General features: G+C 40.9%; 19 protein-coding genes. 11 read left to right on the top strand and 8 right to left on the bottom strand.

Annotated elements, in window-relative coordinates:
* Nucleotides 1-10: 10 nt before the first annotated feature.
* Nucleotides 11-1,027 (top strand): GTP 3',8-cyclase MoaA, encoded by a 1,017-nt coding sequence (gene moaA / locus MHB42_RS10880; protein ID WP_340806115.1) that lies wholly within the window; start codon nucleotides 11-13, stop codon nucleotides 1,025-1,027.
* An 80-nt stretch (nucleotides 1,028-1,107) separates the two neighbouring features.
* Here the strand turns inward: moaA and moaC are convergent, their stop codons facing one another.
* Genes moaC through MHB42_RS10865 form a run of 3 tightly spaced genes read right to left on the bottom strand, consistent with a single transcriptional unit; the run spans nucleotide 1,108 to nucleotide 2,661 of the window.
* Nucleotides 1,108-1,590, bottom strand: a complete 483-nt coding sequence (gene moaC / locus MHB42_RS10875; protein ID WP_340806113.1) for a cyclic pyranopterin monophosphate synthase MoaC — start codon at nucleotides 1,588-1,590, stop codon at nucleotides 1,108-1,110.
* Nucleotides 1,583-2,173 carry a molybdenum cofactor guanylyltransferase gene (gene mobA, locus MHB42_RS10870; RefSeq protein WP_340806112.1) on the bottom strand — a complete coding sequence of 197 codons (591 nt, stop codon included), beginning with the start codon at nucleotides 2,171-2,173 and terminating at the stop codon, nucleotides 1,583-1,585. Before mobA ends, moaC begins: the two co-directional genes overlap by 8 nt.
* Nucleotides 2,170-2,661, bottom strand: a complete 492-nt coding sequence (locus MHB42_RS10865) for a MogA/MoaB family molybdenum cofactor biosynthesis protein (RefSeq protein ID WP_340806110.1) — start codon at nucleotides 2,659-2,661, stop codon at nucleotides 2,170-2,172. The genes mobA and MHB42_RS10865 overlap by 4 nt, the downstream gene beginning before the upstream one ends.
* A 108-nt stretch (nucleotides 2,662-2,769) precedes the next feature.
* Here MHB42_RS10865 and MHB42_RS10860 point away from each other — a divergent pair, with 108 nt between their 5' ends.
* Genes MHB42_RS10860 through moaD form a run of 5 tightly spaced genes read left to right on the top strand, consistent with a single transcriptional unit; the run spans nucleotide 2,770 to nucleotide 6,268 of the window.
* Nucleotides 2,770-3,786 (top strand): thiazole biosynthesis adenylyltransferase ThiF, encoded by a 1,017-nt coding sequence (locus MHB42_RS10860; RefSeq protein WP_340806109.1) that lies wholly within the window; start codon nucleotides 2,770-2,772, stop codon nucleotides 3,784-3,786.
* Between the two features lie 13 nt (nucleotides 3,787-3,799).
* Nucleotides 3,800-5,092: a molybdopterin molybdotransferase MoeA gene (locus tag MHB42_RS10855; protein WP_340806108.1), complete on the top strand. Its 1,293-nt coding sequence runs from the start codon at nucleotides 3,800-3,802 to the stop codon at nucleotides 5,090-5,092.
* The gene (mobB, locus tag MHB42_RS10850; protein ID WP_402893271.1) at nucleotides 5,053-5,574 is read left to right on the top strand and encodes a molybdopterin-guanine dinucleotide biosynthesis protein B; all 522 of its coding nucleotides are present in this window, start codon (nucleotides 5,053-5,055) and stop codon (nucleotides 5,572-5,574) included. Before MHB42_RS10855 ends, mobB begins: the two co-directional genes overlap by 40 nt.
* Nucleotides 5,575-6,033: a molybdenum cofactor biosynthesis protein MoaE gene (locus tag MHB42_RS10845; protein WP_340806105.1), complete on the top strand. Its 459-nt coding sequence runs from the start codon at nucleotides 5,575-5,577 to the stop codon at nucleotides 6,031-6,033.
* Nucleotide 6,034: 1 nt separating this feature from the next.
* Nucleotides 6,035-6,268, top strand: a complete 234-nt coding sequence (gene moaD / locus MHB42_RS10840; RefSeq protein WP_340806103.1) for a molybdopterin converting factor subunit 1 — start codon at nucleotides 6,035-6,037, stop codon at nucleotides 6,266-6,268.
* Nucleotides 6,269-6,360: 92 nt separating this feature from the next.
* Here the strand turns inward: moaD and modB are convergent, their stop codons facing one another.
* Together modB and modA are read right to left on the bottom strand one after the other, a co-directional pair.
* Nucleotides 6,361-7,017, bottom strand: a complete 657-nt coding sequence (modB, locus tag MHB42_RS10835; RefSeq protein WP_340806101.1) for a molybdate ABC transporter permease subunit — start codon at nucleotides 7,015-7,017, stop codon at nucleotides 6,361-6,363.
* Entirely contained in the window at nucleotides 7,018-7,797 is a 780-nt protein-coding gene (gene modA / locus MHB42_RS10830) for a molybdate ABC transporter substrate-binding protein (protein ID WP_340806100.1), read from the bottom strand.
* A gap of 152 nt (nucleotides 7,798-7,949) precedes the next feature.
* Between modA and MHB42_RS10825 the strand changes: the two genes are divergently transcribed.
* From MHB42_RS10825 to MHB42_RS10815, 3 genes are all read left to right on the top strand, one after another.
* Nucleotides 7,950-8,864 (top strand): helix-turn-helix transcriptional regulator, encoded by a 915-nt coding sequence (locus MHB42_RS10825; protein WP_340806099.1) that lies wholly within the window; start codon nucleotides 7,950-7,952, stop codon nucleotides 8,862-8,864.
* Between the two features lie 241 nt (nucleotides 8,865-9,105).
* The gene (locus MHB42_RS10820) at nucleotides 9,106-9,705 is read left to right on the top strand and encodes a trimeric intracellular cation channel family protein (RefSeq protein WP_340806097.1); all 600 of its coding nucleotides are present in this window, start codon (nucleotides 9,106-9,108) and stop codon (nucleotides 9,703-9,705) included.
* A 58-nt stretch (nucleotides 9,706-9,763) separates the two neighbouring features.
* A complete protein-coding gene (locus MHB42_RS10815) occupies nucleotides 9,764-10,471 on the top strand; it encodes an SIR2 family NAD-dependent protein deacylase (protein WP_340806096.1) in 708 nt (235 codons plus the stop codon).
* A gap of 15 nt (nucleotides 10,472-10,486) precedes the next feature.
* On the opposite strand, the gene MHB42_RS10810 is transcribed toward MHB42_RS10815, so the two are convergent.
* From MHB42_RS10810 to crcB (MHB42_RS10800), 3 genes are read right to left on the bottom strand one after another with little or no spacing between them, the layout of a single operon-like run.
* Nucleotides 10,487-10,828, bottom strand: coding sequence for a hypothetical protein (locus MHB42_RS10810; protein WP_340806095.1), 342 nt, complete (start codon nucleotides 10,826-10,828; stop codon nucleotides 10,487-10,489).
* A gap of 21 nt (nucleotides 10,829-10,849) precedes the next feature.
* Complete coding sequence (gene crcB, locus MHB42_RS10805) at nucleotides 10,850-11,179, bottom strand: fluoride efflux transporter CrcB (RefSeq protein WP_340806094.1); 330 nt, start codon at nucleotides 11,177-11,179, stop codon at nucleotides 10,850-10,852.
* On the bottom strand, nucleotides 11,176-11,538 hold the full coding sequence (gene crcB / locus MHB42_RS10800) for a fluoride efflux transporter CrcB (RefSeq protein ID WP_340806093.1): 363 nt from the start codon (nucleotides 11,536-11,538) through the stop codon (nucleotides 11,176-11,178). Before crcB (MHB42_RS10800) ends, crcB (MHB42_RS10805) begins: the two co-directional genes overlap by 4 nt.
* A 351-nt stretch (nucleotides 11,539-11,889) precedes the next feature.
* On the opposite strand from crcB (MHB42_RS10800), the gene MHB42_RS10795 reads away from it, so the two are divergent.
* Both MHB42_RS10795 and MHB42_RS10790 read left to right on the top strand, forming a co-directional pair.
* Nucleotides 11,890-12,699, top strand: a complete 810-nt coding sequence (locus tag MHB42_RS10795; protein WP_340806092.1) for a hypothetical protein — start codon at nucleotides 11,890-11,892, stop codon at nucleotides 12,697-12,699.
* 14 nt (nucleotides 12,700-12,713) lie between these two features.
* Entirely contained in the window at nucleotides 12,714-14,213 is a 1,500-nt protein-coding gene (locus tag MHB42_RS10790; RefSeq protein WP_340806091.1) for a hypothetical protein, read from the top strand.
* The last annotated feature ends 84 nt before the right edge of the window (nucleotides 14,214-14,297 follow it).

The raw sequence follows: 14,297 nt of genomic DNA, 5'->3' as shown, positions 1-14,297 counted from the left end.
AGGAGATTACATGACGGACTTACAAGACCGATACCAACGACCGTTAAGAGATTTAAGAATATCTGTGACAGATCGTTGCAATTTTCGCTGTCGTTATTGCATGCCTGCAGAAGTATTTGGTCCAGATTACGCATTTTTACCGTCTGATAAAATATTAAGCTTTGATGAGATTGAACGCTTAGTCACTATTTTTGTATCATTAGGTGTGAAAAAGGTACGTATTACAGGTGGTGAGCCGTTATTACGCCGTGATTTGCCTACATTAATTGAACGTATTCATCAGATTGAGGGCGTGGAGGATATTGCGCTTACAACAAATGGCACTTTATTAAAAAAATATGCAGAGCCATTGGCAAAGGCAGGCTTATCCCGCGTTTCTGTTAGCTTAGATTCGCTTGATAACGAGCGCTTTTTCGAGATGAATGGTCAACGTGGTAAAGTTAACACCGTATTAGAGGGCATTGAAAAGGCAGCACAAGCGGGCTTACAAGTAAAGATTAATATGGTTGTTCAAAAAGAGCAAAATGATCAGGATATTGTAGCAATGGCACAATTTTTTAAAGAAAAGCAGCATATTTTACGCTTTATTGAATATATGGATGTTGGGAATTCAAATGGCTGGCGACTTGATGATGTTGTTTCTAAAAAGGAAATTCTTGAGCAAGTGCAGCGATTTTTACCATTACAAGCCATTGCTCCAAATTACAAAGGAGAAGTGGCAACACGTTATCAATATCAAGACGGACAAGGTGAAATTGGTGTGATTTCCTCTGTTACAGATTCTTTTTGCTCCACATGCTCCCGTGCACGGTTGTCAGCAGAGGGAGCATTGTATACATGCCTATTTGCAACAGCAGGCACGGATTTACGAGCACTGTTAAGAGCGGGACACGATGATGCAATGATTCGCCAATGCATTACAGATACATGGAGCAATCGCACAGACCGCTATTCAGATGAACGCAATGAGCAAACAAGAGCCAACAGGCAAAAGGCAAAAATTGAAATGTCGCATATTGGAGGGTAAGGCGTGCAAGCAGAGAAAAAATCAGCACATATGAACAAGCAGTGGAGATATACAAAATCCTCACTGCTTGAAGGTTCACATTATTTATGCAGAAATGTGCCGCTTTTGCCACCTGTTTTTTCCACTAGATAGGTATCTTTAATCACCATTGTTTTATCAACGGCCTTGCACATATCGTAAAAGGTTAGTGCGGCAATGGATACAGCCGTTAGTGCCTCCATTTCAACACCTGTTTTTCCGCTACATTTCACGGTTGCTTCAATATGCAGCTCATAGCCATTTTCCACCTTTGTATAGGTAAATTGCAGGTCTGTGCCTTGTAGCATAATAGGATGGCACATTGGAATAATATCGGCTGTTTTTTTAGCGCCCATAATCCCAGCAATCTGTGCTACATGTGTAGGGTCACCTTTTTTGATGCCACCTTGTTGGATGGCTTGATAGACCTCATCTGATAGTGTAATGGTACTGCGTGCAATAGCTGTACGTGTTGTAATTTCTTTTGCTGAAATATCGACCATTTTAGGGCGACCTTCTTCGTTCCAGTGTGAAAACTTAGTCATGGTTGCTCTCCTTATTGATAATTTGCGCCCAATCTTGCTGCGCATTGATATTAATAAATGTTGACTCATGCTCTGCAAACGGCACATAGCATACGCGAAGCTGCTCTAATAATGCCCTCATATTGCGTTTCTTTTGCTGGATTAATGGCATTATTTTGGCTAGTGCAGTGCGACGATATAGTGCTGCTAGTGGCTGGTAGCGTTCCCCTTGCTGAGGCACAATCGCATCATACTGCTCATCAATATAACCAAGCATTTGTTGAACAAATCGTGCATTCATGCAAGGCATATCACAGGCAACAACAAAAAACCACTCCACTTCAGGATAGGCTGTTAGAATGGTATGCAAGGCAAAAAGAGGCCCTTGGTGTGGCTGCTTATCCATGAGCCAGTGGACGTTTTCCTCTGCAAAATATGGCTGAAGATGGGCATTCGTCGCAATAATAATGGGGTCTAATGGCTGTTGCTGTAATGCTGTAAGACTATATTTATATAACGGCCGCCCAGCAAATGCTGCAAACATTTTAGGCTGCCCATAGCGAGAGGATTGACCGCCTGCTAATAAAACACCTGCAATATTCATCGGCGATGCAACTCACTAACAAAATGTTGCACAGTAGGAATAATTAGCTTAGTCATCGCAAGTGTGACGGCATTGGTGGAGCCCGGTAAAAGATAAATAGCAGTTTGCTGACAGCTTCCTGCTGTGGCACGGCTAAACATCGCTTTCGGCCCAATCTCCTCATAGCTTAGTAAGCGAAATAATTCGCCAAACCCTGTCATCTCTTTATGAAATAGTGGGGCAATGGTGTCATAGGTTTGATCTCTTGGTGTAAACCCTGTGCCGCCTGTCACGATAATGGTATTAATGCTAGGCTGGTCACACCACTGATGGATATAGTGCAGGATGCTCTCAGGTTCATCCTTTGTTAGTTGATAGTCTATAATGTCAAATGAAGCCTCTTGCAGTAACGCGTGAATACGCTGTCCACTACGATCCTCTGCCATTGTACGGGTATCACTTACAGTTAAAATGGCAGCTTGAATGGGTAGCTGATGTGTAGGGTGCATCGTAAAGACCTCCTTTAAATCGTGTCATGCTGCAAAAACATTGCTTTTAATTATAATGCTATAAATCAAAAGGTCAAACGAAAATTTAGTAAAGAAAGGCAAATGCTTATGGATGATAGATATTCAAGACAACAATTATTTCGCCCAATTGGTGAGAATGGGCAACAAATACTTCGGCAAAAACATGTGCTAATAATTGGTGTTGGTGCATTAGGCAGTGCCAGTGCAGAGGCGCTAGTACGAGCAGGCATTGGCAAGCTCACCATTATTGATCGTGACTATGTAGAATGGAGCAATTTACAACGGCAGCAATTATATACAGAGCAAGATGCACAAGACAAGCTGCCAAAGGTGATCGCAGCTAAAAAAAGACTCCAAGAAATTAACACAGAGGTTGATATTCATGTCGCTATTATAGATGCCAGTGTAGTGTCATTAGAGTCACTGTTGACAGATGTCGATGTCATGGTCGACGCCACTGATAATTTTGATGTGCGCTTTCTCATGAATGACCTTGCCCAAAAGCATACCATTCCATGGGTGTATGGCTCCTGTGTTAGCAGCTATGGCGCAACGTACACAATTGTGCCTGGGCAAACACCATGCTTACATTGCCTGCTAAAGGTGATGCCTCGTACTGGCATGACCTGTGATACGGTAGGCATTATTAGCCCAGCCGTGCAAATTGTAGCTGCCTATCAAGTGGCAGAAGTGTTCAAGCTCTTAGTAGGGAATCAAAAAGCCTTACGCAAAAGCTATTTAACATTTGATGTATGGCAAAATCAGCATTATGAAATCAATGTAGATACCATACAGCAGGATGATTGCCCATCCTGTGGTCAGCATCCTACATACCCCTATTTATCGTATGAACATCAAACAAAGCTAGAGGTATTATGCGGTCGTGATGCAGTGCAAATTCGACCAGCGACACCGATGTATTATCAGCTAGAGCAGCTTGCGACCCAGCTTCGTCCATATGGGGAGATTCAGCTTAATCCATATTTACTCGCTTGTCAGACAGCGGATTATCGCATCGTGATTTTCCAGGATGGACGAGTTGTGATTCATGGTATTCAAGATATTCAACAAGCGAAAAGCATTTACTATCGTTTATTAGGCTAAGGGAGTGGATGAAATGGTAGAAAAAAGAAAACCGATTGCTGTAGATGAGGCTGTGCAACGTGTGATGGATTATGCCTTTCCAGCCAAAAAAGAGCTTGTGCCACTAACACAGGCATATGGACGTTTTATTGCAGAGGATATGGTAGCAGATCATGATGTACCAGCCTTTGACCGTTCACCCTATGATGGCTATGCAATCCGCTCCATGGATAGTCAAGAGGCTTCATCCGAGCATCCTATTCGTTTTCAGGTTGTAGGGGAAATTGGGGCTGGCTTTGTGCATGAGGAGGTTGTTGGCTACCGACAAGCGGTACGGATTATGACAGGTGCGCCTATTCCAAAGGGCTGTGATGCCGTTGTCATGCTGGAATTAACCCAAACATTTGAGGAAAATCATCAAACCTATATGTCCATTAAACGTTCCTTTGCAGCAGGAACGAATATTTCCTATAAGGGCGAAGATGTAAGGCAAGGCACAACGCTTATAACAGCAGGGCAATACATCAATCCAGGTGTCATGGCGTTACTTGCCACATTTGGCTACCAGCAAGTGCCTGTGTTCCGTAAAGTAATAGTCGGTGTTATTGCCACAGGCAGTGAGTTACTAGAGCCAGAGGAAGCGTTGCAACCAGGTAAAATTCGTAATAGTAATGCCTATATGGTGATGGCCCAAATTGAGCGGGCAGGAGCGGATGTGCAATACTTTGGCAAGCTTAGTGATGACCTTGATTTATGCATTGAAATCGTTAGCAAAGCATTGCAGGAAGTGGATATTTTACTAACAACAGGTGGGGTATCGGTAGGTGATTATGATTATTTGCCTGCCATCTATCAAGCCATTCAAGCGGATGTCTTGTTTAATAAAGTAGCCATGCGTCCAGGCAGTGTCACAACGGTAGCTGCTCGCAATGGACAATTATTATTTGGGCTTTCTGGCAATCCATCAGCGTGTTATGTTGGCTTTGAGCTTTTTGTACGTCCGATTATTCGTAGTGCCTTTGGTAATCCACAGCCACATTTACGTAGAGAACAAGCAATACTAGGGGCAGATTTTACTAAGCCTAATCCATTTACACGCTTTGTGCGAGCAAGTGCCTTCTACGAGAAGGGGCAGCTTATTGCCGTGCCATCTGGCTTTGATAAATCAAGCGCTGTGTCTTCTCTAGCAGCAGCCAATGCCTTTATTATGTTACCGGGCGGCTCACGTGGCTATGAAAAGGGCATGCAGGTGGCTGTTTTATTGCTAGAAGATTTACAGGGAAGTGAATGGCCATGGGACAATCTCAAAAAATCCTCCAAATCGTAGGCTATCAAAATAGCGGGAAAACGACATTGATGGAGCAATTAATTGCACATGTGACAGTGAAGGGGCTACGTGTAGGAACGATTAAGCATCATGGACATGGTGGTATTCCCACGATTGAAGCAACGAAAGATAGCCTTCGCCATGAGCAGGCAGGGGCAAGCGTCACAGCAGTAGAGGGCGGCGGAACATTGCGATTAAGCATTCATCAAAATAGCTGGCAGCTTGCGGATATAGTAGCGATTTATGCCGACTTGCCAATGGATTTGATATTGGTTGAGGGCTATAAAAATGAACAGTATCCAAAGGTTGTACTCTTACGTACAACAGAGGATCAAGCCTTATTGCAACAAGTGTCAAATATTCTCTGTGTGCTCTATTGGCAGGGTTGTACATTGGATACGTCACTAGCGATTCCAGCTTTTGCGATAGATGACCAAGCACAGTATATGGAATTTTTATGGACAGAAATGAGGGGAAAATGATTGTTTGATATAACAGAAAAACCAATTGATGTGGAGGCAGTACGCCAAAAGGTGGTTAGCCGCAATGCAGGGGCGATTACGCTATTTATTGGCACAGTAAGAGAGCTGACAAATGGCAAAAAAACATTGCATTTAGAGTATCAAGCCTATCCAGCCATGGCAGTGAAAATGTTTGAACAGATTGCAAAAGAAGTGCATGAGCGCTGGCCAGAAGCAAAGGTGGCGATTACGCACCGCGTTGGACATTTAGCAATTTCTGATATTGCGGTCGTTATTGCTGTGTCATCTCCCCATCGTAAAATGGCTTATCAGGCAAATGAATATGTCATTGATCGTATTAAGCAAATTGTACCGATTTGGAAAAAGGAATTTTGGGAGGATGGTAGTGAATGGATTGGCGATCAATTAGAAAATATCCCCTATCCTCAGGGGCAGCCATCTATTGACAAGGAGGATTAGCATGATTCATATACTATTATTTGCACATTTACAGGAAGCGGTTGGCGAGTCGAAATTAACAGTAGCGCTGTCAGATATAACGGTTGCACAGTTAAAGGAATGGATGGAAAAGCACTATTCTGAGCTTTCACTACAGCAGATGATGACAGCCATTAATGAAGAATTTGCAACAGATACAACACGTATTCAAGCAGGCGATACAGTAGCCTTTATCCCACCCATTAGCGGAGGATAATATAATAAGATGAAGAGAATACCCGCGAATTTGGCGTCAATACTCGCGGAGCAGAGAAAAGGTAGCTGGCTGCCCACATGCCAACTACCTTTTTAAATTTTTAGAAGATGAATGCTAAGGAGCATTAAAAATGAAATACCGATCATGCATAGCACCCACGCCCAAGCAAGCGACATATTGCCTGCATCAATCGCCATATAAATCGCAAGGGGCGTTGTTTGTGTTTTGCCGGGAATATTGCCAGCAAACATTAATGTTGCTCCAAACTCGCCTAAAGCTCGTGTAAAGCTTAAGATGCCTCCTGAAATAAGTGCCTTCAATGCAAGCGGCACGGATATATAGAGAAAAACCTGCCATTCATTAGCACCATCTATACGTGCTGCATTTTCAATATCTTGATCGACAGAGGCAAAGCCGGTTTTAGCCGATTGATACATTAATGGAAAGGCGACAATGGTGGAGGCAATAACAGCAGCCCACCATGTAAACATCACAGGCTGCTGAAAAAGCCAGATAATCAGATGACCGAAGATACTATTTTTGCCAAATATCATAATCAGCAAAAAGCCTACAACTGTAGGGGGCAATACTAATGGCAGTAGCAATATCGTTTCAAGTAGTAGCCTTCCTTTAAAATGGCGAGTAGCCATCCATTTGCCAAGCAAAATCCCTGCGATGATCGCAATCATACCTGCGACAAAGGCAATCTCAATCGATAGCTTCACGGGAGCCCAGAAATCAGTCTGCATTTATTCAGACGCTCCTTTAAAGCCATACTTTTGAAAGACAGCCATCGCTTCGTTACTTTGTAAAAATTGATAAAATTCCTCCGCCTGCTGTGCATGTGGGCTCCCCTTGATAATCCCTACAGGATAAACAATCGGTGTATGCATCGTAGCACTGGCAGTTGCTACAATTTCTACTTTATCAGATACAAGGGCATCTGTTTTGTACACAATGCCAGCATCCACATTTTCTGTTTCTGTGTACGTTAGCACTTGGCGTACATCCTTTGTATAAACAACTTTAGGCTCCACTTCTTCCCAAAGGTTCATATTTTTTAATGTTTCCATCCCATATTGCCCGGCAGGAACGGTTTCAGGTGTGCCGAGTGCAATTTTACCTGCCTTTGTTATATCGTCAAACGACTGAATTTGCTTGTCGCTATTTTTGGGAACAACTAAAACTAGTTCATTTGCTAAAAGGTCTGTACCAGCAGCTATGTCCTTGTCGACAAGTGCATCAAATTTATCCTCTGCTGCTGAAAAAAATAAATCAGCAGGAGCTCCCTGTAAAATCTGCTGCTGCAATGCACCTGAACCGCCAAAATTATAGAGAATTTTAATGGCATTATGCTCTTTTTCATATGTTGTTTGTAGCTCTTCTAAAGCATCCTGTAAGCTAGCGGCTGCAGAAACTGTTAATTCAATAGAGTTCTCTGCTTGCGTATCTTGCTCTTGATGACTACAACCGGCTACAATACACGTAAGCAGTAATAATGTTGTAAAGAAATGATAAAAATTTTTCATGTCAATAAAGCTCCTTTTATAACTCGCTATAACAAGACATAACTAATTATAATCAGTTATAAATAAAAATGAAATATAAAATTTCCAGATGTTCATAGCATGATAAATACGTTACGATAGATAGTAGAAGTCTATAGAAGGAGAATTTTTGAATGACACAAGAACAATCCTATACAATTGAAGAGGTTGCACAATTATTAAAGGTGTCAAAATTAACGATTTATGATTTGGTGAAAAAGGGGGATTTGCCTGTTTTTCGTGTTGGTCGCCAAATGCGAGTAGATCGTGCAGATTTGCAAAGCTATATCCAAAAGCGCAAAACAGGCACTACACCGCCAGCAGTAGCCAGCCCTTCTCAAAATAAGCAAAAAATTATTATTAGTGGACAGGACTTCGTGTTAGATTTATTAGCCAAATATATTGAAAAGCGGCAATCGATGAAGGTGCTGCGTTCACATGAAGGTAGCTTAAATGGTGTGATGGCGATGTACAATGGTGACTGTGATATTGCGAGCTTACATATGTATGATGGTGACTCAAATGATTACAATATACCTTATCTAAAAAAAATTTTTGTTAGCCATGCCTTTATCGTGATAAATGTGATCACACGTAAAGCAGGTTTTTATGTGCAAAAAGGCAACCCATTGCATATCCATTCCTTTGAAGATTTTAAAACGAAGTCATTTCGGCTAATAAATCGTGAAAAAGGCTCAGGTACACGGACATTATTAGACGAACAACTGCGCATCCAGCAGATAGCACCATCGACCATTAAAGGCTATGACAATGAAGGCATGAGCCATATAGATGTAGCCTCTACTGTAGCAAATGGTCATGCGGATATTGGCATAGGCATTGAAAAAATAGCCAAGCTAATGAATGTTGATTTTATTCCTATTATCCAGGAGCGCTATGATATTGTGCTTTTTAAAACGGCTGAAAATGAATTATTGATTCGCATGATCAAGGAAATTTTAACAGCAGCAGATTTCCAAGCAGAGGTGGCTGCATTGGGCGATTATGATATCACTCAAATGGGACAGGTTATTTATGAAACGCTATAATAAAATTTATATTGAGTTTAAAAACAAAATCAATTACAATTTGACTAGGAATTTTATGGTCGTTAGGTAATATTCGGATTGCTTAACTTCAATGAAATTTTCAATGAATCAATGGTGAGATGGATAAATAAGTAGGGACAATTGCTTATGTATTAGCCCACCATAAAATAGCTTGCGTAAAAAATGCGCAACTATTTTATGGTGGGCTTTTTGCTGTGGCTATAAAAAGGAGGTGAATGAGATGACGTGGACTGTATTACATAGTATTGGGATTATTGCGTACGCAATTAGTGGAGCATTTGTTGCATTGCAGGCTAACTATTCTTTTATTGGGCTATTTGTGCTTGGTCTTACAACATCCTATGGTGGGTCTATTATTCGTAATGTTGTACTTGACATACCGATTTCAGCTATATGGGAGCGTCAATCTTTATTAGTTGTATTAATAACACTAACTATTCTTTTATTGATAAGACGAAATTGGATACATCACTGGAATCGCTGGGGCTATTTTTTTGATTCGATTGGTCTTGCTTCATTTGCTATACAAGGAGGCTTGCTAGCAAAAAGCTTGAATCATGACCTAGGCATTATTATAATTGCCTCTATGTTTACAGGAGTTGGTGGTGGGATGATTCGTGATTTATTAGCGGGTCGTACACCACTTGCATTAAGGGAGGAAATCCATGCAGTGCTGACCTTTTTATGTGCTTTTTGTATTTGGGCAGGGTGGAGTAGTCCGCTTGAATTATCCATTATTGTTGTGTTGATTGTCTTGATTCGAATGATAGCTGTCAATCGTCAATGGAGGTTTACATTTCCTATAAAGCAATCTAAATAAATTGACAGGAAAACAAACTTTCTTGTCGAAATAGTTATGATGAAATGGAGGAATGACAATGGCAATCGAACGATTATGTGAATGGTTGCAGGCTTCAACAAATACGGTCATTTTAACAGGTGCTGGCATGTCAACGGAAAGCGGTATTCCTGATTTTCGCTCTGCATCGGGCTGGTGGAACAATATTGATCCTCGCACAGTTGCGACAACAGAAGCATTGACAGAGCACTATTCATTATTTCATGAATTTTATAAAATGCGTATTGAGAATTTAGCCAAGGCGATACCACATGAAGGGCATTATATTTTAGCAGATTGGGAAAAAAGAGGCATGATTTCCTTCATTGCTACGCAAAATGTAGATGGTTTTCATCAATTAGCAGGCAGTCAGCGAGTGGAGGAGCTGCATGGCTCAATACGCACAATTCGTTGTCATCATTGTCAGCAAGCCGCTTCAATCGAGCAGTTTTGCAATAAGGCAGGCTGTACATATTGTGGCGGTCAGCTACGTCCAAATGTTGTGCTATTTGGTGAAAGCTTACCGCAAGCAAGCTGGCATCAAGCGATCGAGGCAATCAAAGCTGCTGAACTTGTACTGGTAATTGGCACAAGTCTTGAAGTGTATCCTGTCAATCAGCTACCAATGATGACAAGAGGAAAAACAGCCTATATTAATTTAGACGTTGCTCAGCATACCACTAAGTTTGATTTAATCATCGCAGGAAAAATAAAGGGAATATTGCAACAATTACAAGAGCGCCTTTAAAAAATGAAAAGGCGCTTAAAACATTTGTGGTAAAACCTCTTGAAGATAACGTTCATTTTTCCGTAGCCATATTTTTAAAAGGATACGATGTGTCAGCAATTTGTGCCTTTTTTGCGTTCTTGTTTTCGCCTCTCTTAAGCTTAACAGCAGTATACGTGTTTCAGTGGCGAATACTTGAGGGTCTACTAGTACATCGAGTTTGTAATCAATGAGCTGTGCTGTCTGCATCTTTGCCAGTAATGGGGCAAAATGCTGATGCATCTCTGAATAATTTTCGTCGAATGCTAGATCAATTAATATAGATAATGTGTGTGTAATCTCTGCTTCGAGTATTTGTAGCTGCTCTGGTGTTGGCATTGTTCAAATATCCCCTCCTTCTTATCCAACTAGAAATCCAAGTGTGGCACAAATGATACCAACGATAACGGTTGTACAAATATACATCATAGCTTGCTTCTCCTTTTTTTGCTCCATCAACTGTAAGCATTCAAAGCTAAATGTTGAAAAGGTTGTATATGCCCCTAAAAAGCCAATGCCAATCAACTGCCAAATCATATCACTAGGCTGGAGAGCAAACAGCAAGCCAAGCGCAAAAGACCCTGTGCTATTAATGAAAAAAGTTGCCCAAGGGTATGGGTGTGCAAGGTATTTGCCGAGATAAAATCTTGTAATAGCGCCGAAAAATCCGCCAAGGCCAATAAGCATCATGCTGTAAGCCTCCTTGCTAAGTGCATGCCTAACCATGCACAAATTAGACCACCAACAACACTGCTCGTAATATATAGAATTGCTTGTAGCCACTCATGATGCTGTAGCAGTAACAGCGTTTCTAATGAAAATGTTGAAAACGTTGTAAAAGCCCCTAAAAAGCCTGTGCCGATTCCTATGACAATAGGTGTTCGTTTTGTAAATGCTGTAAAAAGCCATGCTAGACATAAACAGCCTAGTAAATTTATACAAAGTGTTGCAAATGGAAACCCGCCTAAATTTGGAATGGCAAGACTAAGGCTATATCGGCAAATAGCGCCGAAAAATCCGCCAAGACCAACAGTGAAAAATAATTTCAAATGTTCATCGCTCCTTTAAAGCATAACAGGTATAAAGATTGTATCATGGGAAGTTAGGAATGAATATATTGTTGCTCTATTACTTATTCACTATAACAGCGTAATTATAGTGAAAATAATTTAATTGAATACTATATCAGACTAAAGAATGAAATTTCTAAATTTTTTAACAATTTTTATTGATTAGTAGAATTATGAAGGATTACAATAAAGATGAGGCTATCTTAGAGGCATTTTTTTGATATTGCTATACATTTTTGTAAGCGCATTCAATAATTTTTTCTACAACATAATAGTAGGTATATATGCTTATATGATAGTGTCACAAAATGACGTAGGGGGTGTTTGTTTATGAAAAAAACATTAATAGTATTTGCATCTATGTTGATGCTGCTTGTAGTGCTAGCTGCTTGTAGTAATAACGGAGATGATAAGGAAAAAGAAACAGCGGAAAAGAATGATACAGGGTCACTTGTCATTTCTGGAGATATTGTATCCGAACAAGGTGGGTGCGTATTAGCGAGTCGATTCTCACCAGGAGATAAAATTATTTTCCGTAACAATGTTGTGGATGGCATCACAAATGAACAAGTCAAGGATGCCAAGGTACAGGTGCATCTTTCTACAGGTGAAACACTTGATATGACATACGGTGAGCATGGTGATGATAACTTCTGGGTAGTCGCATATCCTGTCACAGCTGATACACCAACAGGTACGATTAATTACACAGTAACAGCGGAGTATAAAGACCAGAAGGGTGAATTTAAGCCATTTAATGTTGCACCGTCGCTATTAACGATTGTGTCTGAAGATGTATCAGCAGCACCACAGGAGGAGCCAGCTACAGAGGAAGAGGAAGTAGATTTAGCTACTGTGGAAACAAACCAAAACGTAGAGATCATTGGGAAAAATTTTGAGTTCCATGGTCCAAACGGTGAGCAAACTTTTTATGTAAAAGCAGGTGAGGAAGTAACGCTTTCGTTAAAATCTGAAGAAGGTGTGCATGGTGTTTCTGTAGATGGCTTAGATGTTAAATTAGATAAGGATGGGTCTACAAAATTTACGCCTGAAAAAGCTGGTGAGTATAACATGTCATGTAGTGTATTTTGCGGTACAGGACATGGTGATATGACAGCAAAACTAGTTGTTGTCGAATAAAAGGAGGGGTTTAGATGAAGCATATTGGTAAAACGCCCCTGCTTATGCTTGTATTGTTTCTTATGAGCATCATGTTAATGGCTTGCTCAGATGAGGATAAGGCAACGACAGATAAAAAACCTGCTAGCAACAATGCGGAACAGCAGGAAGCAACAGAAGAAAAGCTATTGAACAATATTACATTATCAAAAGCACGCGGGTTTGTTCGAGATGAAGTAGCATTTGAAGTAACGGACTTACAGGCGAATGAGCCAGTCGAACTCGTATGGAATGCCGTTAACGGAGAATATGTGATTGAAGATTTATATGCCGTGATTGGGCCAAAATTCACAGAGGAAGAAGTTGTGCTACAGCAAGGCACAGCAAATGCAGAGGGAAAATGGTCAGGCACGTTCAATGTACCTGAAGGCTTTGGCGGAGATTTTACAGTATGGGTTAAACAGGATGGTAAAAAGATTGGGCAAGTTGGCTATACCGTTGATCCATCCTTTGTGATGGAGCCTACTTCAGGCCCTGTTGGTACAGAAATTACTATTAAAATGGAAGGTCTTGGCTGGAGCACCTATATGCGCAATTGGCAGTTAACGTATGACAATAAATATACAGGGCTTGTGACAGCTATTTCAACGAATGGTACAGCAGAGGCAAAAATTCGTGCTGCTGGCGCTGTTGGTGACCATGCAATTCGTCTACGTACAGGTTACTTAGGGATGCAATATATTAACTATTTGCAATCGCCATATCCAGATAAGCCTGCCCCTGACTTTATGTTTACAGTAACAGAGGGTGTTGCTTCAACAATTGATAATCATGTAGAAGAAGCGCCTGTTGCAGCATCAGGTGGTCTTGAGATGCCAGAGCTTCAGCAAGCAGAAGGTGTCAAGGTGGAGCTAAGTAAGGACGAAGGCATTGTGGATGAGCCTGTCACATTAACCGCTTCAGGCTTACCAAAGGATACGGACATTGAGCTTGTTTGGAATACGATGAAGGGGAGCCGTGTTAGCGGAAACGGCTTTGGAGAAGAAACATTAGTGCTCGACACAGTAAAAACGGATGATAAAGGTCACTTGCAGCATGACTTTAATGTACCTGATGATTTAGGTGGTATTCCACATCGATTAGATTTAGTGACAGATGGTAAAGTTTATGGTCAAACCTATTTGCGTATTTTACCATCCATTGTTGATTTTACGCCAAAATCAGGTCCAGTTGGCACAAAAATCTCCATTACGATTAAGGGGGGCGGCTGGACAGAATTTGATAATGCCTATTATTTAACATACGATAATGCTTATACAGGCTATTTATGTGCATTTAATAGCCAAGGGGACTTAACGTTTGATGTTATTGCAACAGGTGATGTTGGCTATCATTTAATCGACTTATACCCTGGTATTTATAAGCAGCAGGAAAAGGATACAGATATGACGTTAATTCCACAATTAACGTATTCTACGGACCACCCTGGCTCGGCAATGCCTGCGATTCGCTTAGCCTTTGAAGTAACAGAGTAATGATTTCATGCTTTAAAGCGCTAATTATTTACTTAAAATAGCAAAATGATGGTTGACAAATATTTCTATAGTATGATAATCTTC

It is taken from the genome of Lysinibacillus sp. FSL K6-0232 (genome assembly GCF_038008325.1).
Lineage (GTDB): Bacteria > Bacillota > Bacilli > Bacillales_A > Planococcaceae > Lysinibacillus.
The sequence above is the reverse complement of the archived record's forward strand: the minus strand, read 5'-3'. Positions and strand labels throughout refer to the sequence as shown.

Bases quoted from the DNA above. Each gene is read 5' to 3' on its own strand.
- moaA (WP_340806115.1), top strand. From the start codon at position 11: ATGACGGACTTACAAGACCGATACCAACGACCGTTAAGAGATTTAAGA.
- MHB42_RS10790 (WP_340806091.1), top strand. From the start codon at position 12,714: ATGAAGCATATTGGTAAAACGCCCCTGCTTATGCTTGTATTGTTTCTT.
- crcB (WP_340806094.1), bottom strand. From the start codon at position 11,179: ATGATGCTTATTGGCCTTGGCGGATTTTTCGGCGCTATTACAAGATTT.
- modA (WP_340806100.1), bottom strand. From the start codon at position 7,797: ATGAAAAATTTTTATCATTTCTTTACAACATTATTACTGCTTACGTGT.
- MHB42_RS10810 (WP_340806095.1), bottom strand. From the start codon at position 10,828: ATGCCAACACCAGAGCAGCTACAAATACTCGAAGCAGAGATTACACAC.
- MHB42_RS10815 (WP_340806096.1), top strand. From the start codon at position 9,764: ATGGCAATCGAACGATTATGTGAATGGTTGCAGGCTTCAACAAATACG.
- moaC (WP_340806113.1), bottom strand. From the start codon at position 1,590: ATGACTAAGTTTTCACACTGGAACGAAGAAGGTCGCCCTAAAATGGTC.
- MHB42_RS10795 (WP_340806092.1), top strand. From the start codon at position 11,890: ATGAAAAAAACATTAATAGTATTTGCATCTATGTTGATGCTGCTTGTA.
- MHB42_RS10855 (WP_340806108.1), top strand. From the start codon at position 3,800: ATGGTAGAAAAAAGAAAACCGATTGCTGTAGATGAGGCTGTGCAACGT.
- modB (WP_340806101.1), bottom strand. From the start codon at position 7,017: ATGCAGACTGATTTCTGGGCTCCCGTGAAGCTATCGATTGAGATTGCC.
- MHB42_RS10860 (WP_340806109.1), top strand. From the start codon at position 2,770: ATGGATGATAGATATTCAAGACAACAATTATTTCGCCCAATTGGTGAG.
- mobB (WP_402893271.1), top strand. From the start codon at position 5,053: ATGGCCATGGGACAATCTCAAAAAATCCTCCAAATCGTAGGCTATCAA.
- moaD (WP_340806103.1), top strand. From the start codon at position 6,035: ATGATTCATATACTATTATTTGCACATTTACAGGAAGCGGTTGGCGAG.
- MHB42_RS10825 (WP_340806099.1), top strand. From the start codon at position 7,950: ATGACACAAGAACAATCCTATACAATTGAAGAGGTTGCACAATTATTA.
- MHB42_RS10865 (WP_340806110.1), bottom strand. From the start codon at position 2,661: ATGCACCCTACACATCAGCTACCCATTCAAGCTGCCATTTTAACTGTA.
- MHB42_RS10820 (WP_340806097.1), top strand. From the start codon at position 9,106: ATGACGTGGACTGTATTACATAGTATTGGGATTATTGCGTACGCAATT.
- mobA (WP_340806112.1), bottom strand. From the start codon at position 2,173: ATGAATATTGCAGGTGTTTTATTAGCAGGCGGTCAATCCTCTCGCTAT.